This window comes from Anoxybacillus sp. ST4 (assembly GCF_019448545.1).
Lineage (GTDB): Bacteria > Bacillota > Bacilli > Bacillales > Anoxybacillaceae > Anoxybacillus > Anoxybacillus pushchinoensis.
This window is the reverse complement of the sequence record NZ_JAHZOE010000002.1, coordinates 124,530-146,686: the sequence shown is the minus strand read 5'-3', so window position 1 is coordinate 146,686 and position 22,157 is coordinate 124,530. Positions and strand designations below refer to the sequence as shown.

At 42.1% G+C, this 22,157-nt stretch carries 22 protein-coding genes; 6 read left to right on the top strand and 16 right to left on the bottom strand.

Annotated elements, in window-relative coordinates:
- Nucleotides 1-196: 196 nt before the first annotated feature.
- Nucleotides 197-652, bottom strand: coding sequence for a DUF441 domain-containing protein (locus K1I44_RS02915; protein ID WP_003397860.1), 456 nt, complete (start codon nucleotides 650-652; stop codon nucleotides 197-199).
- An 86-nt stretch (nucleotides 653-738) separates the two neighbouring features.
- On the opposite strand from K1I44_RS02915, the gene ytvI reads away from it, so the two are divergent.
- Nucleotides 739-1,857 (top strand): sporulation integral membrane protein YtvI, encoded by a 1,119-nt coding sequence (gene ytvI / locus K1I44_RS02910; protein WP_219985198.1) that lies wholly within the window; start codon nucleotides 739-741, stop codon nucleotides 1,855-1,857.
- Nucleotides 1,858-1,877: 20 nt separating this feature from the next.
- Here the strand turns inward: ytvI and K1I44_RS02905 are convergent, their stop codons facing one another.
- From K1I44_RS02905 to dnaE, 8 genes are all read right to left on the bottom strand, one after another.
- On the bottom strand, nucleotides 1,878-2,270 hold the full coding sequence (locus K1I44_RS02905; protein WP_219985197.1) for an FxsA family protein: 393 nt from the start codon (nucleotides 2,268-2,270) through the stop codon (nucleotides 1,878-1,880).
- Nucleotides 2,271-2,316: 46 nt separating this feature from the next.
- Nucleotides 2,317-4,077 (bottom strand): pyruvate kinase, encoded by a 1,761-nt coding sequence (gene pyk / locus K1I44_RS02900; RefSeq protein WP_003397970.1) that lies wholly within the window; start codon nucleotides 4,075-4,077, stop codon nucleotides 2,317-2,319.
- Nucleotides 4,078-4,125: 48 nt separating this feature from the next.
- Complete coding sequence (gene pfkA, locus K1I44_RS02895; RefSeq protein ID WP_003397971.1) at nucleotides 4,126-5,085, bottom strand: 6-phosphofructokinase; 960 nt, start codon at nucleotides 5,083-5,085, stop codon at nucleotides 4,126-4,128.
- 181 nt (nucleotides 5,086-5,266) lie between these two features.
- Entirely contained in the window at nucleotides 5,267-6,244 is a 978-nt protein-coding gene (gene accA / locus K1I44_RS02890; RefSeq protein WP_003397972.1) for an acetyl-CoA carboxylase carboxyl transferase subunit alpha, read from the bottom strand.
- Nucleotides 6,229-7,101, bottom strand: coding sequence for an acetyl-CoA carboxylase, carboxyltransferase subunit beta (gene accD, locus K1I44_RS02885; RefSeq protein WP_003397973.1), 873 nt, complete (start codon nucleotides 7,099-7,101; stop codon nucleotides 6,229-6,231). Before accD ends, accA begins: the two co-directional genes overlap by 16 nt.
- 69 nt (nucleotides 7,102-7,170) lie before the next feature.
- A complete protein-coding gene (locus K1I44_RS02880; RefSeq protein WP_219985196.1) occupies nucleotides 7,171-7,773 on the bottom strand; it encodes a FadR/GntR family transcriptional regulator in 603 nt (200 codons plus the stop codon).
- Complete coding sequence (ystJ, locus tag K1I44_RS02875) at nucleotides 7,760-9,013, bottom strand: NADP-dependent malic enzyme (protein WP_219985195.1); 1,254 nt, start codon at nucleotides 9,011-9,013, stop codon at nucleotides 7,760-7,762. The genes K1I44_RS02880 and ystJ overlap by 14 nt, the downstream gene beginning before the upstream one ends.
- Before the next feature lie 90 nt (nucleotides 9,014-9,103).
- Entirely contained in the window at nucleotides 9,104-12,325 is a 3,222-nt protein-coding gene (gene dnaE / locus K1I44_RS02870) for a DNA polymerase III subunit alpha (protein ID WP_219985194.1), read from the bottom strand.
- Nucleotides 12,326-12,438: 113 nt separating this feature from the next.
- On the opposite strand from dnaE, the gene ytrH reads away from it, so the two are divergent.
- Nucleotides 12,439-12,777: a sporulation membrane protein YtrH gene (gene ytrH, locus K1I44_RS02865; RefSeq protein ID WP_003397984.1), complete on the top strand. Its 339-nt coding sequence runs from the start codon at nucleotides 12,439-12,441 to the stop codon at nucleotides 12,775-12,777.
- The gene (gene ytrI, locus K1I44_RS02860) at nucleotides 12,774-13,274 is read left to right on the top strand and encodes a sporulation membrane protein YtrI (RefSeq protein WP_171334780.1); all 501 of its coding nucleotides are present in this window, start codon (nucleotides 12,774-12,776) and stop codon (nucleotides 13,272-13,274) included. Before ytrH ends, ytrI begins: the two co-directional genes overlap by 4 nt.
- A 7-nt stretch (nucleotides 13,275-13,281) precedes the next feature.
- Here ytrI and K1I44_RS02855 read toward each other — a convergent pair whose 3' ends face one another.
- Nucleotides 13,282-14,229 carry a DHH family phosphoesterase gene (locus tag K1I44_RS02855; protein WP_171334779.1) on the bottom strand — a complete coding sequence of 316 codons (948 nt, stop codon included), beginning with the start codon at nucleotides 14,227-14,229 and terminating at the stop codon, nucleotides 13,282-13,284.
- Nucleotides 14,230-14,328: 99 nt separating this feature from the next.
- Between K1I44_RS02855 and K1I44_RS02850 the strand changes: the two genes are divergently transcribed.
- Complete coding sequence (locus K1I44_RS02850) at nucleotides 14,329-14,628, top strand: YtpI family protein (protein WP_003397988.1); 300 nt, start codon at nucleotides 14,329-14,331, stop codon at nucleotides 14,626-14,628.
- A 15-nt stretch (nucleotides 14,629-14,643) separates the two neighbouring features.
- On the opposite strand, the gene K1I44_RS02845 is transcribed toward K1I44_RS02850, so the two are convergent.
- Nucleotides 14,644-15,954, bottom strand: coding sequence for a CBS domain-containing protein (locus K1I44_RS02845; RefSeq protein WP_003397990.1), 1,311 nt, complete (start codon nucleotides 15,952-15,954; stop codon nucleotides 14,644-14,646).
- Between the two features lie 73 nt (nucleotides 15,955-16,027).
- The gene (locus tag K1I44_RS02840) at nucleotides 16,028-16,705 is read right to left on the bottom strand and encodes a metal-dependent hydrolase (RefSeq protein WP_219985193.1); all 678 of its coding nucleotides are present in this window, start codon (nucleotides 16,703-16,705) and stop codon (nucleotides 16,028-16,030) included.
- A 105-nt stretch (nucleotides 16,706-16,810) separates the two neighbouring features.
- On the opposite strand from K1I44_RS02840, the gene K1I44_RS02835 reads away from it, so the two are divergent.
- Nucleotides 16,811-17,905 carry a M24 family metallopeptidase gene (locus tag K1I44_RS02835; RefSeq protein WP_219985251.1) on the top strand — a complete coding sequence of 365 codons (1,095 nt, stop codon included), beginning with the start codon at nucleotides 16,811-16,813 and terminating at the stop codon, nucleotides 17,903-17,905.
- A gap of 17 nt (nucleotides 17,906-17,922) precedes the next feature.
- Here K1I44_RS02835 and K1I44_RS02830 read toward each other — a convergent pair whose 3' ends face one another.
- Together K1I44_RS02830 and K1I44_RS15310 are read right to left on the bottom strand one after the other, a co-directional pair.
- Nucleotides 17,923-18,684 carry an SDR family oxidoreductase gene (locus K1I44_RS02830; RefSeq protein ID WP_003397994.1) on the bottom strand — a complete coding sequence of 254 codons (762 nt, stop codon included), beginning with the start codon at nucleotides 18,682-18,684 and terminating at the stop codon, nucleotides 17,923-17,925.
- 100 nt (nucleotides 18,685-18,784) lie between these two features.
- The gene (locus K1I44_RS15310; protein WP_255573176.1) at nucleotides 18,785-18,913 is read right to left on the bottom strand and encodes a hypothetical protein; all 129 of its coding nucleotides are present in this window, start codon (nucleotides 18,911-18,913) and stop codon (nucleotides 18,785-18,787) included.
- Between the two features lie 107 nt (nucleotides 18,914-19,020).
- Here K1I44_RS15310 and K1I44_RS02825 point away from each other — a divergent pair, with 107 nt between their 5' ends.
- A complete protein-coding gene (locus K1I44_RS02825; protein WP_091702377.1) occupies nucleotides 19,021-19,473 on the top strand; it encodes a universal stress protein in 453 nt (150 codons plus the stop codon).
- Nucleotides 19,474-19,485: 12 nt separating this feature from the next.
- Here the strand turns inward: K1I44_RS02825 and argH are convergent, their stop codons facing one another.
- Both argH and K1I44_RS02815 read right to left on the bottom strand, forming a co-directional pair.
- A complete protein-coding gene (argH, locus tag K1I44_RS02820) occupies nucleotides 19,486-20,862 on the bottom strand; it encodes an argininosuccinate lyase (protein WP_171334777.1) in 1,377 nt (458 codons plus the stop codon).
- Nucleotides 20,859-22,067: an argininosuccinate synthase gene (locus K1I44_RS02815; protein WP_003397999.1), complete on the bottom strand. Its 1,209-nt coding sequence runs from the start codon at nucleotides 22,065-22,067 to the stop codon at nucleotides 20,859-20,861. The genes argH and K1I44_RS02815 overlap by 4 nt, the downstream gene beginning before the upstream one ends.
- Nucleotides 22,068-22,157 lie beyond the last annotated feature (90 nt).

Here is a 22,157-nt window from a genome sequence, read left to right as displayed (position 1 = left end):
GCTCAAAACATCTGAATAAAAATGCAAAGAAACGGCTTACATTTTGTTATATATTCACCTATCCGCTTAACGAAGCGAGCAGGGGAATATATACGATCGTTTCGTACATGCTCCACTACTATTATAAACAATTATCAGACTTTTGTGAACTAAAAGAAATCATAATTCAAAAATATTATTATGAAAAAGTAATAAATCATGAAAACACATCGACTATTTTCATGATCGTATATGCAATGCCAGCACCAATTAATGGACCAACAGCGACGCCTTTGAATAAAGATACAGCTAAAATCGTACCAATGACAAGCGCAGTCGTCATGTGCGGATCTTTCGCAAGCAGCGTCACGCCTCCTTTTGCTAACAAAGCAACGGCAATTCCTGATAACAACGCAATCCATGCATAAATCGAGCGAACGGATTCCGTCAGTTCTTTCAAACCTATTTTTCCGGATGCGATCGGAACTAATACGGCAATTGTAATGATTGTCACACCGAGATTGATCCCTTTCTGTTGGAAATAAGGAAACACTTTTGAACTTAATCCGATGCTCTTTACAACAAGTAAAAAAAGTACAGCAACAATAAGAGAATGATTTTTCGCAATCATCCCGATCACGAGCAAAATAAATAAAAAAATAAACGGCTGCACGTAGCATCCCCCTTTCTTGAAACTTTTTCTTCTTTTGCATTGTATATTATAATAGTCATAAATACCAAAAGGCGGGAGGTGAAGGAATGCCAGTTCATTATTTGTATCGCTCCCTTCGATTTGTATTTGTCATTTTCGTCATCATCGCAGGATTAGCGAGCTTATATTATATATCAACGTTAACGTATCCGTTTTTAATTGCGTTAGCGATCGCTTTTCTTATTAATCCTATTGTCGATGTATTAGAGAAAAAAGTGAGGATGCCAAGAGCTTTGGCGGTCATCGTTGTTTTACTTTTTTTACTCGCACTCGTTGCCGGTCTCGTTACTCTTCTCGTTGCGGAAATTGTAACAGGAACACAATATTTAGCAACAGTTGTGCCTAACCATTTTCAAAAGCTCGTCGTTTATATGGAACAGTTTGTCGCCAGCCAGCTCATTCCATTATATAATCAACTCGCTACCCTTTTTAAAAATTTAGACACAACCCAACAAGATACAATTATGACAAATATCCAATCGGTTGGGACGAAAATTGCGACGACAGTGGGGCAGTTTATCCAAAATATATTACAAAACATTCCTTCCATCATTGGATGGTTGCCTAATTTTGCAACAATTTTTATTTTTTCATTGCTAGCTACGTTTTTTATAAGCAAAGACTGGTATCGGCTAAAAGCGTTGTTTCAAAAATTATTGCCAAGCAAAGTGCAGACGAGCGGAACAAAAGTTTTTGCAGAATTAAAAAAAGCTCTATTCGGCTTTATTAAAGCGCAAGCTACGCTCATTTCCATTACGACGCTCATCGTATTAGTCGGATTGCTTATTTTGCGCGTAGAATATGCGATTACTATCGCCCTTATTATTGGCATTGTAGATGTTTTACCTTATTTAGGAACGGGATTAGTATTCGTTCCGTGGATCATTTATGCCGCAATAAGTGGTGAAACTCATTTTGCGATCGGACTTGGCGTGCTGTATATTGTCGTTCTCGTACAACGGCAGGTGATGGAGCCGAAACTTCTTTCTTCGAATATCGGACTCGATCCGTTAGCGACATTAATCGCTTTATTCGTCGGCTTCAAGTTAATCGGTTTTCTCGGTTTAATCGTCGGACCGGTGTTGCTTGTCATCGGGCGAACGCTGCATCATGCCGGCGTATTTCAAGACATCTGGAACTTCATAGTTGGAAAAAAAGAAGCATAAGCGACGAGCTTATGCTTTTCTCATTTCCGAATGTACATCCATGTTTTTGTGTAAAACATCCATTTAAACAGGCGCACGAGCCATGGTTTTATTTTTTTTCGCGCCAATGGGAGAAGGAGCATAAACCCTACTGTATCCGTAATAAATCCTGGCGTTAATAATAACGTCCCCCCGACTAAAATACAAATGCCGTCTAACAGTGCATCACTAGGTATATGTCCCCTCATCAGCTCATCTTTTACACGTTGAAGCGTATATATGCCTTGTCGCTTCGCCAAAAATGCACCGATGATGCCCGTGGCGACAATAAGCGTAAATGTCGGCCAAACCCCGATCGCCTGTCCCGATAAAACGAGAACGACAATTTCTAATGCTGGAATAACGATAAAAAGAAGTGAAAAGATATGGCGCATTGCTCTCCCTCCAAAATAAGAAAAGAAGGGGTTGTCCCCTTCTTTATTATAGCACGCTTGCATGGCCGCGATAAATCGCACCGAAGCTCGCATCTACTGTAATATCTTGTCCATCTTTTAAAATGGATGTAGCATTGTTTACTCCAACAATGACTGGAATGCCTAGGCTCAAACCGACGACTGCAGCGTGGCTTGTTAGACCGCCTTCTTCCGTAATAATCGCGACAGCTTTTTCTAGTGCTTTCATCATGTCCGCATCTGTTGCGGGTGCCACTAAAATGCCACCTTCAACCATTTTTTCAAGCGCTTCTTGAGCAGTTTTTGCTACAACCGCTTTTCCAAATGCTGATTTACGACCGATGCCTTGGCCTTTTGCAATCATATCACCGATCATATGAACTTTCATTAAGTTCGTTGATCCCGTTTCCCCAACTGGTACTCCCGCAGTAATGACAACGAGATCACCATGTTTGACGATGCCTGTGCCAAGAGCGGCCTCAACAGCAATATCGAGCATTTCGTCTGTCGACGTTGCATGTTGGGCAACGCGTGGATAAACGCCCCAAACGAGCGCTAATTTCCGAGACACTGCTTCATCAGATGTCACCGCAATAATTGGCGCTTTTGGGCGATATTTCGAAATCATACGCGCTGTATGACCGCTCACTGTCGGCGTCACAATCGCTGCGACATCTAAATTTAACGCTGTATGGGCAACCGATTGTCCAATCGCATCTGTAATCGTTGTGCCGCTTTGTTTGCTGCGTTTTGATAATAAGTCGCGATATTGCAACGCTTGTTCTGTACGTAAAGCGATGCGATGCATCGTTTGTACCGCCTCGACTGGATAAGCGCCTGCTGCCGTTTCGCCAGAAAGCATAATCGCATCTGTTCCGTCAAAAATGGCGTTTGCTACATCGCTCGCCTCAGCGCGAGTTGGACGTGGATTTCGTTGCATGGAATCAAGCATTTGTGTCGCTGTAATAACAGGTTTTCCAAGAGCATTGCATTTTTTAATTAGCTCTTTTTGGACGAGAGGCACTTCTTCCGCTGGAATTTCGACGCCTAAGTCACCGCGAGCAACCATTAAACCGTCTGCCACTTCTAAAATTTCATCAATATTGTCTACGCCTTCTTGGTTCTCAATTTTCGGGATGATTTGAATGTGTAACGCGTCATGTGCCTCAAGCAATTCCCGAATTTCAAGCACATCTGAAGCGCGACGAACAAATGATGCAGCAATAAAATCAATACCTTGCTCGATACCGAAACGAATGTCAGCAGCATCTTTTTCTGTAATACCTGGCAATTTTACTTTGACGCCCGGAACGTTTACACCTTTTTTATTTTTTAATACGCCACCGTTTAATACTTTTGTTTTTATTTCTTTCGCTTCTTTATCAACAGCCAATACTTCTAAACCAATTAAACCATCGTCTAACAAAATCGTTGAGCCGACATGCACATCGTCAATTAGCCCTTCATACGTAATCGAAAATTTTTCTGGCGTACCGAGCACTTCCGTCATCGAAATAGTGACTTCAGCGCCCGCTTTCAATTCAATCGCACCATTTTCCATGTCATGTGTACGAATTTCTGGACCTTTCGTATCCAATAAAATCGCAACCGTTTTTCCAGTCATTCTCGATGCTTCGCGAATGTTGCGAATGCGCGCTGCATGTTCTTCATGACTTCCGTGCGAAAAGTTGAGGCGGGCAACATTCATACCTGCCTCAATGAGTTGCACAAGCTTTTCTACACTTTCGCTCGCTGGACCGATCGTACAAACAATTTTCGTTTTGCGCATAAATACCCTCCTACACTTTGCATATGGAAACGATACCATAAATAACCACTAAATTGAAAGTTCTTTTGATAGTTGATACATTTTTTGGTCAACTGTATGTTTTTGTGCTAACGCTTCAATGATGTCGTGGTCGACGAGATGATTGTTTTGAATGCCAACGCAACGTCCACCTTTTCCTTCGAGTAACAATTCCACTGCGCGCGCACCTAAACGGCTAGCAAGCACACGGTCAAACGCTGTCGGTGATCCACCGCGCTGTACGTGCCCTAGCACAGTTACACGCGTTTCAAATCCTGTTGCTTCTTCAATGCGTTTACCAAAATCAACACCGCTGCCAACCCCTTCTGCAACGATGATAATACTATGTTTTTTACCGCGCTCATGTCCGCGTTTCAGACGAGCAACAATTTCATCCATATCATAATCAGCTTCTGGAATTAAAATGCTTTCCGCACCGCCAGCAAGTCCTGCCCAAAGAGCAATATCACCAGCGTGACGCCCCATGACTTCGATAACGTATGTACGTTCATGAGATGTCGCTGTATCACGAATTTTATCAATCGCGTCAATCACTGTATTCAATGCTGTGTCAAATCCGATCGTAAAATCTGTTCCAGGAATGTCATTATCAATCGTTCCCGGCACACCAACACAAGGATAGCCGTGCTCTGTTAATTTTTTCGCCCCTTGGTATGAACCGTCGCCACCAATGACAACAAGCCCCTCAATACCGTGTTTTTTCAACTGCTCAATTCCTTTTAACTGTCCTTCCAACGTTTTGAATTCTGGACAGCGGGCAGTATATAACATCGTTCCGCCGCGATGAATAATGTCGCCAACATCGCCAATCTCAAGCTTCTTTATATTCCCGGCAATCAATCCAGCATATCCGTGATAAATGCCGTACACTTCTAAGCCGTGGTAAATCGCTTTCCGAACAACCGCACGAATAGCGGCATTCATTCCTGGCGAATCGCCACCGCTCGTAAGCACACCAATTCTTTTCATCGCTCTTCACCTCTTTAAAAAAATAAAATAAGAAGTATGACCTCTTACTTTAAGATAACATGAAGGTATATGGAACACAATACATAATGAAATGTTTCACAAAACGTTGATTTTTTTCACTACAACAAGTTTGCCCAAAATCATTTATTTCATGTAAAAAGGCCATCCGATGATGACCTTTTTACATAACCGATACGTGTTGTTGAGATTCAATAAAATCGCCAATCTGTTTATATTTTTCGTATCGTTGCGCAATCAGCTGTTCAGCGCTTAATGGAAGCAATTGACGCAATGAACGTTGTAGCACATCGTCAATGTATTTCGCTTGCTCATCGACATTTCGGTGTGCCCCTCCACGCACTTCTGGAACGATCTCATCAATGACGCCGAGCTGTTTTAAATCTTTTGCTGTAATTTTCATCGTTTCAGCAGCTTTTTTTGCAAGGGAAGCATCTTTCCATAAAATTGCGGCCGCTCCTTCCGGTGAGATGACGGAATACGTCGAATTTTCAAGCATATGAACATAGTTGCCGACACCAAGAGCAAGCGCACCACCGCTTCCTCCTTCACCGATCACAATGCATACGACAGGAACAGTTAATCCTGCCATTTCAAATAAGTTGCGAGCAATCGCTTCACTTTGTCCTCGTTCTTCTGCTGCTTTCCCCGGATATGCTCCTTTCGTATCAATGAAACAAATAATGGGGCGCCCAAATTTCTCCGCTTGTTTCATTAAACGGAGCGCTTTTCGATATCCTTCGGGATGCGGCATACCAAAATTACGGCGAATATTTTCTTTTGTATCTTTCCCGCGCTGATGGCCGATTACCGTCACAGGTAATCCGCGATATTTAGCAATTCCTCCTACAATCGCTTCATCATCCGCGAAGCAACGGTCTCCGTGACATTCGAAAAAATTTGTAAACAACCGCTCAATATAATCAAGCGTTGTTGGCCGATTTGGATGACGTGCAATTTGTACGCGATCCCATGGGCTTAAGTTGGCATAAATGTCATGTTCAAGCTTTTCAAGACGCGCTTCTAGTTTATTAATTTCATCTGAAAAATCGACATCGCGATGTTTCGTAAACTCTTTTAACTCACTAATTTTTTTCCTTAACTCTACAAGCGGCTTTTCGAATTCTAACTCGTACGCCATTCGTCCTCACCTCGCGCTTGGTGAATGTCTAATACATTCGTTAATGTATCTTTTAATTCATGACGCGGAATGACAGCGTCTAATTGTCCGTGTTTTAATAAAAATTCAGCCGTTTGAAAATCATCTGGCAGTTCTTCGCGAACCGTTTGTTCAATGACTCGCCGCCCTGCAAAACCGATAAGCGCTCCTGGTTCAGCGAAATTATAATCTCCGAGCGAAGCGAAACTCGCCGACACCCCCCCGGTCGTCGGATGAGTCATGACGGAAATAATTAACCCACCTTGTTCGCTAAACAGTTTTAATGCTGCACTTGTTTTTGCCATTTGCATTAAACTTAACACACCTTCTTGCATACGCGCCCCACCCGAAGCGGTAAAAATAATGAAAGGAACGGATTTCTCCATCGCTCGTTCAATGGCGCGAGCAATTTTTTCTCCAACGACCGATCCCATGCTTCCCATACGAAATCGTGAATCCATCACGGCAACAACGACAGGAAAGCCGTTGATCGTTCCTTCTCCTGTCACAACCGCCTCATTTAGCTTCGTTTTCTCACGATCTTCCTCAATCTTTTCCATATATTGCGGAAAGTCGAGCGGGTTTTTAGAAAGAAGGTGACGGTCATATTCACAAAACGTTCCTTCATCTAATAAGCACGCAATACGTTCAGGAGCAGACATCGGATGATGATAGCCGCACGATATACAAACGCGTAAATTTTTCACTAGCTCTTTCGTATACATAATCTTTTTGCATTTCGGACATTTCGTCATAATGCCTTCCGGTACGTCTTGCTTTGCTTGTTCAGACGGAATGGTCGCATATTTCTTCTTTTTAGAGAACAAATCTTTTAGCACATGTTTCCCTCCCCTACTTAGTCCATTTCTACTTTACCGGATAAAGACAACTTTGTTTGTCATATTGTGTCATTTGTCTTTCGACATATTTTGCATGACATATCGCTCATAAACAGCCATTGTTTCTACGCAACATTTTTTTTGTAGCGCCTGCGACATTTCGTCATAAAACTTGGAAGGGACATCTATTGTATATACGTGCTCAAAAAAGTCGTTTAATACAAGCCAAATGCGTAGCAATAAATAATTATCCGTCGCTTCCACAATTCGTCGAAAAAACAAATGGTACGTGTGCTCTGCTTGTGCGATGTGCTCGAACTTCTCCTCTGTCATTCGTTCGCAAGCAAGCTGTAGGCACGTTCGCTCGATTAACAATTTTGTTTCAACTAAATCTCGTTTTTCCCGATTTCCTTGTAAAATAAACGAACCGAGGAGTTGAATGAGCTGATGTTCACCGAACGGCTTCATAAACGTCCCTTCTCCGCGACGCGTTTCAATGAGTCCGAGCAGTTCTAACGCCCTTAGTGCTTCGCGAACAGAAGAACGTCCAACTTGTAATCTTTCAGCTAATTCTCGTTCGGAAGGAAGTCGATCTCCAGGTTGGAGACCTGCTTCCTCAATCATACGATGAATTTGCCAAAACGTTTCAATGTACACTTTAGAAGTCGTCATCGTTGTGCTCACCTGCAATGGCTACTAATTGTCGTGTTCGTTTTTCTACCTCTTTTGGATCGATCATCGTGCGTGCGACCCCTGTTTCGATTGCTGCTTTCGCCACAGCAGCGGCGACCGCTGGAGCAACACGAGGATCAAACGGAGCTGGAATGACATAATCGGCGCGCAATTCATCTTCTGTAATTAAGTTAGCAATCGCTTCAACGGCCGCTATTTTCATTTGTTCATTAATTTGTTTTGCGCGCACATCAAGCGCCCCTCTAAACATACCTGGAAACGCCAAAACGTTATTTACTTGATTCGGATAGTCAGAGCGTCCTGTTCCGACAACCGTCGCCCCTGCTTGTAGCGCCTCTTCAGGCATAATTTCTGGCATCGGGTTTGCCATCGCAAAAATGATCGCATCCCGATTCATCGTTTCAACCATGCCAGCTGTCAATGCTCCTGCAACAGACACACCAATAAATACATCCGCACCAACAATCACTTCTTGTAACGTCCCTGATTTTTTCTCCACGTTTGTCCATTGCGCAATTTCATGTTTGATGTCATTCATTCCGTACGGACGCCCCTCATAAATGGCCCCTTTTGAATCGCACATAATCATATGTTTGACTCCGTAACAACGGAGCAACTTCATGATCGCAATGCCTGCCGCACCTGCTCCGTTAATCACGACTTGAATATCTTCCATCTTTTTGTTTACTAACTTTAACGCGTTGACTAGACCCGCAACAGTCACAATCGCTGTTCCGTGCTGGTCGTCGTGAAAGACAGGAATGTTCATTTCTTCCTTTAATCGCTCTTCAATAATAAAACAATGCGGAGCAGCAATATCTTCTAAGTTGATGCCACCAAACGTCGGTTCAAGCAGTTTAACTGTTTGAATGATTTGTTCCACATCTGATGTATTTAAACAAATCGGAAAGGCATCAACTCCGGCAAAACTTTTAAAAAGCACAGCTTTTCCTTCCATAACCGGCAATGCTGCTTCCGCCCCAATGTTTCCAAGTCCTAATACCGCACTTCCATTCGATACAACAGCTACCGTGTTCGCTTTTAATGTATAATCGTATATTTTGATTGGATCGTGAGAAATAGCTTTGCACGGTTCGGCCACACCAGGAGAATACGCCAAACTTAAATCATAGGCGTTCCTTAATGGCACTTTCGCTTTTACTTCTAGCTTCCCTTGATAACGTTCATGCATACGAAGCGCTTCTTCAAACAACGACACGACATCTTCCTCCCTAAAAAGTCGTCAACAACTGGTCTGACCACTTAACTTCTATAAAAATATAATAAAAATGAAAAATAGTAAAGCTTTTTATTTTACGACAACGTTTCCGTCCCCAAGCAATGCCGTCAACTGCTTCATGCATTCATCTTGCGGAGAAACGGCATATTCGTGGGAAAGCTGTACTTTTTTCCCCTCCGCCTCATAATACAAAACAACAGGTACATGCCCACGATAAGTCGTTAACACGTTTTTTAACTGTTGCAACACGATCGGTGATGCATGTTGTTCGTCAATTTTCACGTATACACACTCTGGCTTCCTCAGTTGTTGTACAATTAGGTGCCAACCATTCATCCTTTTCTCTATTTTCCCTTCCATATACAACACCGTTCCTTGTTGCAATATGGAATGAAAACGCCGGTAGCTTGCTGGAAATACAATAGCATGCCACTCATCGCTATCGTCACAAATTGTAAGAAACGCCATCTCTTCTCCCTTTTTTGTCCGCTTTTTCGTCACCTCCTCAACGTATGCGATCACTTTACCGTAATTTGACTCTTCCTTTTCCCACTCATACATTCGTTTTGCTCCCCATATTGAATAAAAATGCGAAAATGACTCAACAGGATGTGGAGATACGTATACGTTGAGCCATTGTTTTTCATACTTGAGCTGATCGATAAGCGATAACGGCTCAGCATGAACGTACTTTGGTCGTATATGAGGAAGCGATGTGAAAAACTGTGCATGCTCAAACGCCACATCTATACTTGCATAAAGAGTAGCACGCTCAATACGAAATTCATCAAAGCAACCAGAAAAAATGAACGCTTCAACCATTTTTCTTTGTGAAGGTTCGAGGCGTAGTCGGGAAACAAAATCAAAAAAATCGGAAAACGGTCGCTTTCGGCGCTCCCGAATAACTTGTTTGATAAAGGCAGAGTTAACTTGTTTAATCGCTAAAAACCCAAAACGAATACTGTTTTCATCAACGGTAAAGTGCTCTTCACTTCGTCCGATCGAAGGAGGAAGTAATCGTATTCGTTTTTTCCGAAGTTCGTACACACATTGCATCATTTTTTCTTTTTGACCGCTTACGTTTGTTAATAATGCGGCATAAAAATCGAGCGGATAATGCGCTTTAATATACGCCATCATATACGAAATGTAACTATACGCGACCGCATGACTTCGATTAAATCCATACCCAGCAAATCGAACGATGAGCTCGTACAATTCGTTTGCGACATGAGCAGCGTATCCATTTTGCATACATCCTTCAATGAAGCGCCTTTTCTCTTTTTCCATTTGCGCGACGTCTTTTTTACTTATTGCTCGACGTAATAAATCAGCTTGGGTTAACGAAAAGTTTGCCATTTTCTCAACAATTTTCATAATTTGTTCTTGATAAATGATGACGCCATATGTTGACTGCAAAATCGACTTTAAATCATCATGCATGTAAACGATCGATTCACGACGATGTTTGCGAGAAATGTATGTTGGGATTTGCTCCATCGGACCTGGACGAAATAGAGCGTTTACTGCAACAATATCTTCGAACGTTGTCGGTTTTAATTCGCGCAATACCCGCTTCATTCCTTCTGACTCAAGCTGAAATACGCCAAATGTATCTCCTTGGCTGAAAAGAGCATACGTTTGTTCGTCATCAAGCGGCACGTTGTCAAAACGTAAACGACGTCCTGTCCGTTTTTCAATACTATCTATCATTTGCTCGATCGTCGTTAAATTTTTCAATGCAAGCAAATCAAATTTTAATAGTCCTATTTGTTCAAGCGCATCCATCGCATATTGCGTCACATATGTTGTCGTTTGCCCACTTTGAAGAGGAACGATGTCCGTTAATGGGCATGGGCTAATGACAATGCCGGCAGCATGAATCGACGTATGCTTTGGCAATCCTTCAATACGTTGCACCACGCGATGCCATGGCCGTGTATGGTCGAGCCGCCCGGTATGTAACGTTTGTTGCACGTCGTGTTCATCTACATCAAACACACGACCAACTTCGCGAATCGCTGAGCGCGTTCCGAACGTCCCAAACGTAATAATTTGTGCAACGTAATCTTTTCCATATTTTTGTTCAATGTAGCGAATCACTTCTTCGCGACGATCATCAGGAAAATCGATATCTATATCGGGAAGTGATAAACGAGCTGGATTTAAAAAGCGTTCGAACAAAAGTCCATATTGCAACGGATCGATTTGTGTAATGCCGAGTATGTAGGCAACGAGAGAACCTGCCGCTGACCCGCGCCCTGGCCCGACGAATATGCCTTGCTCGCGGGCAAAGCGAACAAAGTCGGCAACAATTAAAAAATAGTCGCTAAAGTTCATCTGTTGAATGATTTGTAGTTCGTATTGTAATCGATCAACGTACGGTTGCGGACGATTTGGAAAACGTTTCGTCAATTGCTCCCAACACCATGATTGCAAATGCTCATCAGCTGTTGTCCCTGAGGGGACAGGATAGCGCGGCATAAACCATTGCTCATGCTCAAACGTTACATCGCATCGCTCTGCAATGCGCACCGTTTCTTCCACCGCCTCATGACATATAGAAAATGAGGCAGTCATATCATCTGCACTTTTCAAATAATATTCATTTGCTGCCAAACGAGGTCGGCTCGAATCGGTCATTTTCTTCCCGTGCTTCATCGCAAGCAAACATTCATAAGCAAGCGCATCTTCTTGATATATGTAACGCACATCGTTTGTCGCAACGAGTGGAACGTTCCAACGTCTACTATATTCGAGAAGTAGCGGGAACAATTTCTCTTGCTCTTGTAGCCCGTGTTGTTGAATATTGATATAAAAATCACCTGGCTGAAAAATGGTTGTATACGTTTGAACGAGCGCTTCCGCCTGAGCGATTTCTCCGTTTAACAAATGTTGTTCTATTCGCCCACGTACGCCGCTTGTTATACCAATTAATTCACTCGTGTGACGAGAAAAATGAGATAAAGGAATGCCTTTTCCATCATTCATTTGAATCGTCGTCGCAATATGTACAAGCTGGCGATACCCGTAATTGTTTTTCGCTAACAACACAAGCTCGTCTTCGTGTCCGTGTTCATCAACTATCGTTGCAATCATACCGATGATCGGCTTTATTCCATGTGCTTGGCACGCTTTATAAAACGGAACGGCGCCATACAATACGTTTTCATCTGTTAACGCAATAGCGGAAAATTGAAGCTCGCATGAGCGTGTGACAAGCTCTTCCATTTTCACTGTACTACTTAATAAACTATAACCACTTCGCACTTGTAGATGGATAAACGACAATGTGTCCCCCACCTTTTCTATTTTTTTCTATTATAGTCGCCACGAAAGCAGAAAAGCAAAACATACCTTTCTTATTTGTCCCATATACATAGTATACAGAAGGAGTGAGCGAGATGGAGATGAAAACAGCGTTTTTGCCTGCTTTTATTCAAAGCTATTTCATCGCTTTAGGTGTGTTAGTAGGAGGAGCATTCATTGGCGGATTTGGGGCTTTTTTATCTGGTGAACCACCGCTAACAATGATGTACCGATTCGCAAGCAGTTTAAAAATTTGGGCGCTAATTGCGGCGATTGGTGGGACGTTCGATACGTTTTATAGCGTGGAACGCGGCTTTTTTCAAGGGGAAACACGCGATGTCATTAAACAGTTTTTGCTGATTTTATCAGCGACTGGAGGCGCCCAAACAGGTATGACGTTCATTCGCTGGTTTACACAGGAGAATAGCGCATGAGAGTTCCACCATATGCACGTGATCCGGGCTGGCAACGATTTTTCGCTGGAGCCATGATTGGTGCAATCGTTAGTTGGATCGTTTTCGCACAAATTTTTGGCATTTTGCAAGAGAAACAAGTACGCCAATTAAAAACTCAGCAAGAAATCATTGCGCAGCTAAAGCATGATTTAAACATTTGGCAACAAGATTATGTTCAGCTGAATGAAGAAAATAAAAAGCGACTGATGATTCAATCGATTGATGTGAAAGTAATTAACGCCCAATCTTACGGCATCGATACGTACACAACATTTCGCATTGAAGAAAATATAAAAAAAGACATTCAACATATTACAGCGAAAGATATTGAAACAGTATATAAAAGCAAAGAGCTATTAAAAAAAGCAATTGAAAATAAAACATACGTCATTGACAATCGAACGTACCGTCTCGATATCGAAACGATTTTATTTTTCACTAACGTATCGATTGAAATAAAATTAAAGCAACAGTAGATATGTTCTACTGTTGCTTACATACTTCATTTAAGTCAGCCAATACGTGTTTTACTTCTTCCCACGAATAGATGGACGCTCCTGCTGCTAGCGGATGACCTCCACCGCGATATTTTTTAGCTACTTCATTGACGATCGGACCTCTTGAGCGAAGACGAACGCGAATTTGATCATCTTCCTCCACGAAAAATACCCACGCCTTTATTCCTTCAATATTTCCAAGCACGCTAACGAGTTGTGAAGCTTCTGTTGGCGTCGCATCGTACTGGCTCAATAGTTCCTTTGTTAATATAATGTGGGCAACGCCGTGTTCAGACAGCTCGAAATGTTGCAACACATACCCACTTAAATGAGCAATCGATAATTTTGTTCGGTATAGTTGTTCGTACAAATCAACAAAAGAAAAGCCGTACTCGATTAGCTCGCTCGCATACTTAAATGTTTTCGGATTCGTGCTAGGGAAAAGGAAACGACCTGTATCGCCAACAATGCCAGCATAAATTAAGCGAGCTGCCTCTTTCGTTAAAACAAGGCCGCGCTCTTTTCCCATTAAATATAGCTCATAAATCATCTCACTAACCGAGCTGGCACTCGTATCTACCCATAATATGTCACCGTACGGATCTTCATTTGGATGATGATCGATTTTAATAATTTTCTTTCCGAGCTTATAGCGTTGATCGCATACGCGCTCTTCATTCGCCGTATCGCAAACGATCACAAGAGCATCATGATACATTTCATCTGGGATGACATCCATTTTACGCAAAAATTCGAGCGATGGTTCGTCTTTTCCAACCGTATATACTCGTTTTTCTGGAAATGACGCTTGAATTAGTTCTGCTAATCCTCCTTGCGAGCCGTACGCATCAGGATCTGGTCGAACGTGACGGTGAATAATAATTGTGTCAAACTGTTCAATATGATCAATAATTTCCAAAACTTTTTGTTCCATGGCGCTTCTCCCTTTTTTTCTCCATTAAAACATATTTTATTATGATTCGAAAAGATGTAAAATAATCACGCAACAACTTTTTATGTCGGAGGGCTAGATATGCCAATATTTGTTATACTTATCGTTTTTTCGTTGTCGTTTTATTTGTATTACAAAATCAAATATGTTCGCAGTAAAAAGCCGATGGAGCGGAAATGGATTAGTGCTAAATCAAGCATAGCGCTCGGCTCGTTTGTATTTTTCTTTGCAATTAACCAATTTCTCATTCATCGCTCAACTGTCTCGCTCATTGTCGGCATTGTTTTTCTCCTCGTTGGTGCGGGAAGCATATGGTCAGGCTATCGCGCTCATCGCTACTATTTTCCGCTTGCGGTAAAAGAGGCGGAAGAAACAAAATAGGCTGCTACATGCAGCCTATTGTCGTTCAAGTAATTGACACATCATTAACGCCTTTCCGACAAGCGTTCCTTCATTAAATACTTCGACGTCCACCTTTCCAAACTTACGACCGATTTCTAATAATTTTGGCTTAATATCGATGACCGTATCAATTTGTACAGGTTTAATAAAATAAATTGTAATGTTTTCGACAACAAGGTCTCCACGCTTATGTAGGCGAAGAGCCCTCGTAGCCGCCTCGGTCACAATGGTTGTAAACACCCCGTACGATAACGTCCCTAAATGGTTTGTCATTTGCGGAGTAATGTTGCAGCGAAAAACACCGTCAACCGTTTCGGTTAAAAACTGGGTGGTGACAATATCATCGATCGTCTCACCGACTTGTGGCTGGCGTTGTGCGAGTTGCAATGCTTTTAATACATCTTGTCGGCTAATGATTCCTTGTAGCCGATTGTATTCATCAACAACGGGCAATACTTCAATTCCTTCCCACACCATCATATGCGAAGCGGAAGCGACAGACGTTTTTCCGCTTACTGTAATCGGATGTTTCGTCATTACTTTTTCAATCGGCACATCACGCTCGTAACCCATAATATCTTTTGCCGTCACAATACCTTGCACTTTTAATTGTTGATCAATTACAGGAAAGCGACTATGCTTCGTTTCTCGATTTAGCTCGTACCACCGTTCTACTTGATCTGTTACATACAAATATGCTGTTTTTTCAAATGGCGTCAAAATATCTTCGACGAGAACAATTTCCTTTTTAATGAGCTGATCATAAATGGCTCGGTTAATCATCGTCGCAACTGTAAACGTATCATAACTTGTTGAAATAATTGGCAATTGCCGCTCATCCGCTAATTTTTTCACATGCTCTTCCGTATCAAAACCACCTGTAATCAAAACGCCTGCGCCCGCTTCAATCGCTAGTTCGTGCGCTTTCGTCCGATTGCCAACGATCAATAAATTCCCCGCGCCTGTATATCGCATCATTGCTTCAAGCTTCATCGCACCGATCACAAATTTATTTAACGTTTTATGTAATCCTTCTTTTCCCCCGAGCACTTGTCCGTCAACAATATTGACAACTTCCGCATACGTTAGCTTTTCGATATTTTCTTTCTTTTTTTGTTCAATTCGAATCGTTCCGACGCGCTCAATCGTACTGACGTATCCTTTTGTTTCGGCGTCTTTTATAGCACGATATGCTGTTCCTTCGCTTACTCCCATTTCTTTCGCAATTTGGCGAACAGATATTTTTTCCCCAACTGGTAACGTTTCGATATATTGTAAAATTTGTTCGTGCTTCGTAATCGTCAAGTTGCCCCACCCTTTTTCGACAGTTTGTTACTTTTATTATAAGGGTGTGCTTGACCGCATTCAATGAGCGTTTTCACAGCTCAATACTTTCGCCAACATGCAATATGCGCCCCACACCCTCGATCATCTTCACAAATCGTTGCGGATCTTGTTGAATGACCGGGAATGTATTGTAATGAATCGGCACAGCTATTTTCGCTTTTAACCATCTCGCCGCAACTGCCGCATCCTCTGGTCCCATCGTAAAATTATCACCAATTGGTAAAAAGGCAACATCAATATCATTCATTTCCCCGATGAGCTTCATATCAGAAAATAACGCTGTATCCCCCGCATGGTAAATCGTCTTTCCTTCCGCGCTAAACAAAATACCGCTTGGCATTCCTGTATAAACGATCGTTTCGTTTTCTTCTACATAGCTTGAGCCATGAAACGCTTGCGTCAGTTTTACTTTTCCAAACTCAAAAGAAAACGATCCACCGATGTGCATCGGGTGAACGCGAACACCTTTCCATCCTAAATACGTGGCTAATTCATAAGGAGCAATGACGAGAGCATCGTGTTTTTTCGCTAATGCAACCGTATCGCCCACGTGATCATTATGTCCGTGTGTCAATAAAATAACGTCAACATAAACATCCTCCGCTTTTAAATCCGTCGTCGGATTGCCTGTAATAAACGGATCAATGAAAATTGTTTTTCCGCTCGTCTCAATTTTAACAACAGAATGTCCGTGATAAGTGACTTTCATGTTTCGTGCTCCTTTCTTTGTTTTTGACATGATTTTGTTTCTTCATTTGTTCACTATTTCCTTCTTTTTTTGTTCATGATAAGCTGAAAAAGAAAGGATGTGAACATCATGGAACGAATAAGTAAGCTTCAACAAAAGTTGAAAGAAACGAATGGATCGTGGGCATTCATTACATCAACGGCAAACGTTTTTTATTTTAGTGGCTTTTACAGCAACCCACATGAACGACTGCTAGCCATTGTCATTTTTCCAGATGAAGAACCGTTTCTTATTTGTCCCGAAATGGATGCAAATCAAGCAAAACAGGCAGGGTGGGCGTATGGAATTGTTAGTTATGATGACGTTCACGATCCGTGGCATATGTTAAGCAACGAGTTAAGTAAACGAAATGTACAAAATGAGCGTATCGGTATCGAAAACAGTCATTTAACAGTCAATCGCCTCGAACGACTTCAAACATGTTTTTTACATGCATCGTTTTTCGATTTGACCGATACGCTACATGAATTACGAATGACAAAAGATGAAAAGGAGCTGCAAACGCTCCGTCAAGCAGCTGAGCTAGCTGATTTTGGTGTCGATGTTGGCGTCCGTGCCCTAAAAGAAGGAAAAACAGAGCTAGAAATCATCGCAACAATTGAATATGAGTTGAAAAGAAAAGGGGTGCGAACGATGGCTTTTGACACGATGGTGCTTACTGGAACAAATAGCGCGCATCCTCACGGTGTTCCAGGAACGAATCGCATCCAAACGGGCGATTTTGTCTTATTTGATCTCGGTGTCGTTCTTGATGGCTATTGTTCCGACATTACGCGCACCGTCGTATTTGGACAGCCAACAGAAGAGCAAAGACGTATATACAATACGGTGTTGCAAGCACAACGAGCTGCCATTGACGCTTGCCAAATCGGTACACCAATTGGAAGCATCGACAAAGCTGCCCGTTCGCGAATTGAACGAGAAGGGTATGGAGAGTATTTTCCTCATCGCATCGGACATGGACTCGGCATCGATGTTCATGAATACCCTTCGATGAACGAATCAAACACGACCCCTCTTCAAGCTGGGATGGTATTTACTATTGAACCTGGCATTTACGTCCCATCTGTCGGTGGCGTACGCATTGAAGATGACATGTATATGACTGAAAAAGGACCGCTCACATTAACAATATATCCGAAAGAACTACAAATTGTATAGGCTGTCATGTTGGCAGCCTATTTCCGATACCGATGAATGACATCAAGCCCCCCCGTTACTTCAATCACAGCTCCTGTAATCATATCTGAAAAATCATCACATAAAAACTCAACAACTCGTGCAATATCTTCCCCTGTACCCGGGCGACCAATAGGGGTCATCTCATCTTTCTGTTGACGAGCATACGCAATCGTTGCTTCTTTCATTTCTCCAATAATATTTCCCGGACAAACCATATTCGCTGTAATGCCATGCTCTGCTTCCTCAAAAGCGATCGTTTTTGTTAATGATACAAGTCCAACTTTGGCTGCACTAAACGCTGAGCGATACATCCACCCTGGCGCATGGTCCGCCCCTTGAAAACCGTATGTTACGATGCGACCAAAATGTTGAGCGCGCATAATCGGAACAACTTGTTTAAACAAATGAAACATCGCACTTAAATTCCCTTCAATCATCTCATACCATTCGTTATCCGTATAATCCGCCAACTTTTTCCGCTCAAATATGTAAGGACCCGCATTATGAATTAAATAATCGATGCGGCCAAACTTCGCAAACGCTTCATTCACAAGGCGAACTAAATCTTCTTTTTTCGTCACATCTCCTTGCACGAAATGAAGTCGGTCTTCACAATGGCGATATGTTTCTTTTAACGATTCAACAGCCTGGATGTCGCTTCGATAATGGACGGTAACAGCGCATCCTTTTTCCAAAAAACGTTCCGTCACTTTTTTTCCGAGCCCTTTCGTTCCTGCCGTTACAATCGCATGCCTCACTAATTATCCCTCCATCCATGCTTTGCTACGTTTATCGTACTACAAACTGACGGAGGAAAACACATTTTATGCTCGATCATAGCGATAAACAAAAGAGGCATTATCGCCTCTTTTGTTCATCGTCCTGTTCAATGACGCCGCTAATGTATGCGTCTGTAATTTGTTCAGTCACTTGCGCGATCCCTTCTTCATCATAATAGAGCTGTTCTTTTTGCTCTTTTTCTCTCATCAATATTCACTCCTTTTGTCATAAATTTTTCGACAATACGTAGTGTTTGTTTTACAAAAAATGATATACTTGAATTGGAAGGAAAATTTTTTATTGGGGGAATGGCTATGTACAAGTACAAAAAGATTTTGGTCGCCGTCGATGGCTCAAAAGAAGCGGAATGGGCGTTTAAAAAAGCGATTGAAATCGCCAAACGAAACGATGCTTCACTTGTTCTTTCGCACATTATCGACGTTCGTTCGTTTGCAACGATCGAAGCATACGATCGTACGGTTGCCGAGCGAGCAGAAAAGTTTGCGAAAGAATTATTGCAATCATACGAAAAACAGGCGATCGATGCAGGAGTGAAAGAAGTCGTCACAGACATCGAATACGGTTCCCCAAAAGTGAAAATTTCCAAAGAAGTTGCTCCAAAGTATGAAGTTGATTTAATCGTTTGCGGCGCAACAGGAATGAGCGCAGTTGAACGATTTTTCATTGGAAGCGTTTCTGAACATATTACACGATATGCTAAATGCGACGTGCTTGTCGTACGCACACCTGAACAAACAGAGGCATAAAAGCGTTTGCTTTTATGCCTCTAACATTTGTTTTACTTTTTCAATTGCTTTTTTCACTTCTGTAAATCCTGTGCCCCCCGCGCTCGTGCGGCGATTCACTGCAGTGTGCGGATCAAGCGCTTCATAAATATCTTCTTCAAATAAAGGCGAAGCTTGGCGATACACATCAAGCGGCAAATCCATTAAAAATATTCCTCGCTCTAAACATGTAAGCACAAGCTTCCCAACGATTTCGTGCGCCTCGCGAAACGGCACGCCCTTTTTTGCTAAATAGTCTGCTAGTTCTGTCGCATTTGAAAAATCTTGTTTCGTCGCTTTTTCCATCACGTCTACACGAACGGTCATCGTTTCAATCATACCCGCAAAAATTTTTAAACTACCGATCACCGTCTGAACGGTATCAAACATCCCTTCTTTATCTTCTTGCATATCTTTATTGTAAGCGAGCGGCAACCCTTTCATGACGGTCAACAACGCCATAAGGTGACCATACACCCGCCCCGTTTTCCCACGAATAAGTTCAGCCATATCTGGATTTTTCTTTTGCGGCATAATGCTGCTTCCTGTCGCAAACGTATCATCTATTTCAATAAACTTGAACTCTTCACTCGACCAAAGAATAAGTTCTTCACAAAAACGGGATAAATGCATCATCAACATAGAACTATGACTTAAAAATTCAATAATAAAGTCCCGGTCGCTCACCGCATCTAAGCTATTTTCATAGATGCTGTCAAAACTAAGAAGCTTGGCGGTCAAGTGGCGATCAATCGGGAACGTCGTCCCTGCGAGCGCTCCAGCACCGAGTGGCGATTTATTAATGCGCTTTAACGACTCTGTAAACCGTTCACGGTCGCGTTCAAACATCCATACGTAAGCAAGAAGGTGATGGGCAAATGAAATTGGCTGTGCTCTCTGCAAATGCGTGTAGCCTGGAATAAGCGTCTCCACATGTCGCTCTGCTTTTTCAACAAGCACACGTTGCAATTGCCGAATAAGTTCGATAATCTCGATAACCCGTTTTCGCAAATATAAATGCATATCTGTCGCGACTTGGTCGTTTCGACTTCTTCCAGTATGAAGCTTTCCTCCAACTGGACCGATTTCATCGATTAACATTTTTTCAATGTTTAAATGGATATCTTCATAGGCAACAGAAAAGGAAAGTTCTCCGCTTTTCGCTTTCTCTAATAACTTTGTTAACCCTTTTTTAATCGTTTCGACATCTTCTTTCGGTAAAATACCACACTCGCCGAGCATCGTCACGTGGGCGATGCTTCCTTCTATATCTTCTTCAACGAGCTGTTGATCAAAATGGATCGATGCTCCGAAGTCATCGACCCATTGTGCGGCTGTTTTTGTAAACCGTCCACCCCATAACTTTTTCACACGTTCACCTTCTTTTGGCTATTGACGATGCTATATACTTTCGTAGGCAAGCCAAATAAAGAAATAAATCCGACTGCCGCTTGATGGTCAAATTGGTCCTCTGACGTATATGTTGCTAGTTTTTCATCGTATAACGAAAACGGCGATTTCCGTCCTTCTACAATTGCATGACCTTTAAATAACTTCACACGTACAACACCTGTTACATTTTTTTGTGTCTCTTTTAAGAAAGCGACGAGCGCATCTTTTAATGGTGAAAACCAAAGGCCGTTGTAAATGACTTCCGCTATTTTTTGTTCAATGACTGGTTTAAAATGAGCGACTTCTTTCACAAGCGTTAAGTCTTCTAGCTCTTTATGTGCTTTTATGAGCGTTATCGCTCCTGGACATTCATATACTTCACGCGATTTAATGCCCACAAGTCGATTTTCCACATGGTCGATGCGGCCGACGCCATGTTTTCCAGCTAACGCATTAAGCTCAAGAATAAGCGCTGCAAGCGAGTACGCCTTTCCATTAATCGTTTTTGGTACTCCTTGCTCGAAACCAATTTCGATAATATCCGGTTCATTCGGTGTATGTTCAAGTGAAGCTGTCAATTCATACGCCTCTTCTGGCGGTGCTGCCCATGGATCTTCTAAAATGCCGCACTCGTTACTTCTTCCCCATAAGTTTTGATCGATCGAGAACGGGCTATCTAAGTCAATCGGAATCGGAATGTTATGTTTTTTCGCATATTCAATTTCTTCTTCGCGCGACCATTTCCATTCACGAACAGGTGCAATAACTTTTAAATTCGGATTTAATGCTTGAATCGATACTTCAAAGCGCACTTGGTCATTTCCTTTTCCGGTACAACCGTGCGCAACAGCAACAGCACCTTCTAGTTCAGCGATTTCAACGAGCTTCTTTGAAATTAACGGACGGGACAACGCAGAGACGAGCGGATATTTTCCTTCGTAAAGGGCATGAGCCTGCAAAGCGATAAGCGCATATTCATTCGCAAATTCTTCTTTCGCATCAATCATGTATGATTGAACAGCTCCAACCTTTAACGCTTTTTCTTTCACAAACTCCAAATCTTTTCCTTCTCCTACGTCTAAACAACAAGCAACTACATCATATCCTTGTTCTTGTAGCCATTTAATAGCTACCGACGTATCTAATCCCCCAGAATAAGCGAGCACTACTTTTGGATTTGCCATGATCGTTCCTCCCTAAAGAATAAAAATACTAACAATTTAATATTTATTCATTTTGCATATTAATAATGTAACAGCTATTTTTCTTTTTTT

Coding starts and splice junctions, on each gene's coding strand:
- ytvI (WP_219985198.1), top strand. CDS start 739: ATGCCAGTTCATTATTTGTATCGCTCCCTTCGATTTGTATTTGTCATT.
- K1I44_RS02880 (WP_219985196.1), bottom strand. CDS start 7,773: ATGACGACTTCTAAAGTGTACATTGAAACGTTTTGGCAAATTCATCGT.
- accA (WP_003397972.1), bottom strand. CDS start 6,244: ATGGCGTACGAGTTAGAATTCGAAAAGCCGCTTGTAGAGTTAAGGAAA.
- K1I44_RS02855 (WP_171334779.1), bottom strand. CDS start 14,229: ATGGAACAAAAAGTTTTGGAAATTATTGATCATATTGAACAGTTTGAC.
- pfkA (WP_003397971.1), bottom strand. CDS start 5,085: ATGAAAAGAATTGGTGTGCTTACGAGCGGTGGCGATTCGCCAGGAATG.
- K1I44_RS02825 (WP_091702377.1), top strand. CDS start 19,021: ATGTACAAGTACAAAAAGATTTTGGTCGCCGTCGATGGCTCAAAAGAA.
- pyk (WP_003397970.1), bottom strand. CDS start 4,077: ATGCGCAAAACGAAAATTGTTTGTACGATCGGTCCAGCGAGCGAAAGT.
- K1I44_RS02815 (WP_003397999.1), bottom strand. CDS start 22,067: ATGGCAAATCCAAAAGTAGTGCTCGCTTATTCTGGGGGATTAGATACG.
- K1I44_RS02905 (WP_219985197.1), bottom strand. CDS start 2,270: ATGCGCCATATCTTTTCACTTCTTTTTATCGTTATTCCAGCATTAGAA.
- ytrH (WP_003397984.1), top strand. CDS start 12,439: ATGGAGATGAAAACAGCGTTTTTGCCTGCTTTTATTCAAAGCTATTTC.
- ytrI (WP_171334780.1), top strand. CDS start 12,774: ATGAGAGTTCCACCATATGCACGTGATCCGGGCTGGCAACGATTTTTC.
- K1I44_RS15310 (WP_255573176.1), bottom strand. CDS start 18,913: ATGAGAGAAAAAGAGCAAAAAGAACAGCTCTATTATGATGAAGAAGGG.
- K1I44_RS02850 (WP_003397988.1), top strand. CDS start 14,329: ATGCCAATATTTGTTATACTTATCGTTTTTTCGTTGTCGTTTTATTTG.
- K1I44_RS02840 (WP_219985193.1), bottom strand. CDS start 16,705: ATGAAAGTCACTTATCACGGACATTCTGTTGTTAAAATTGAGACGAGC.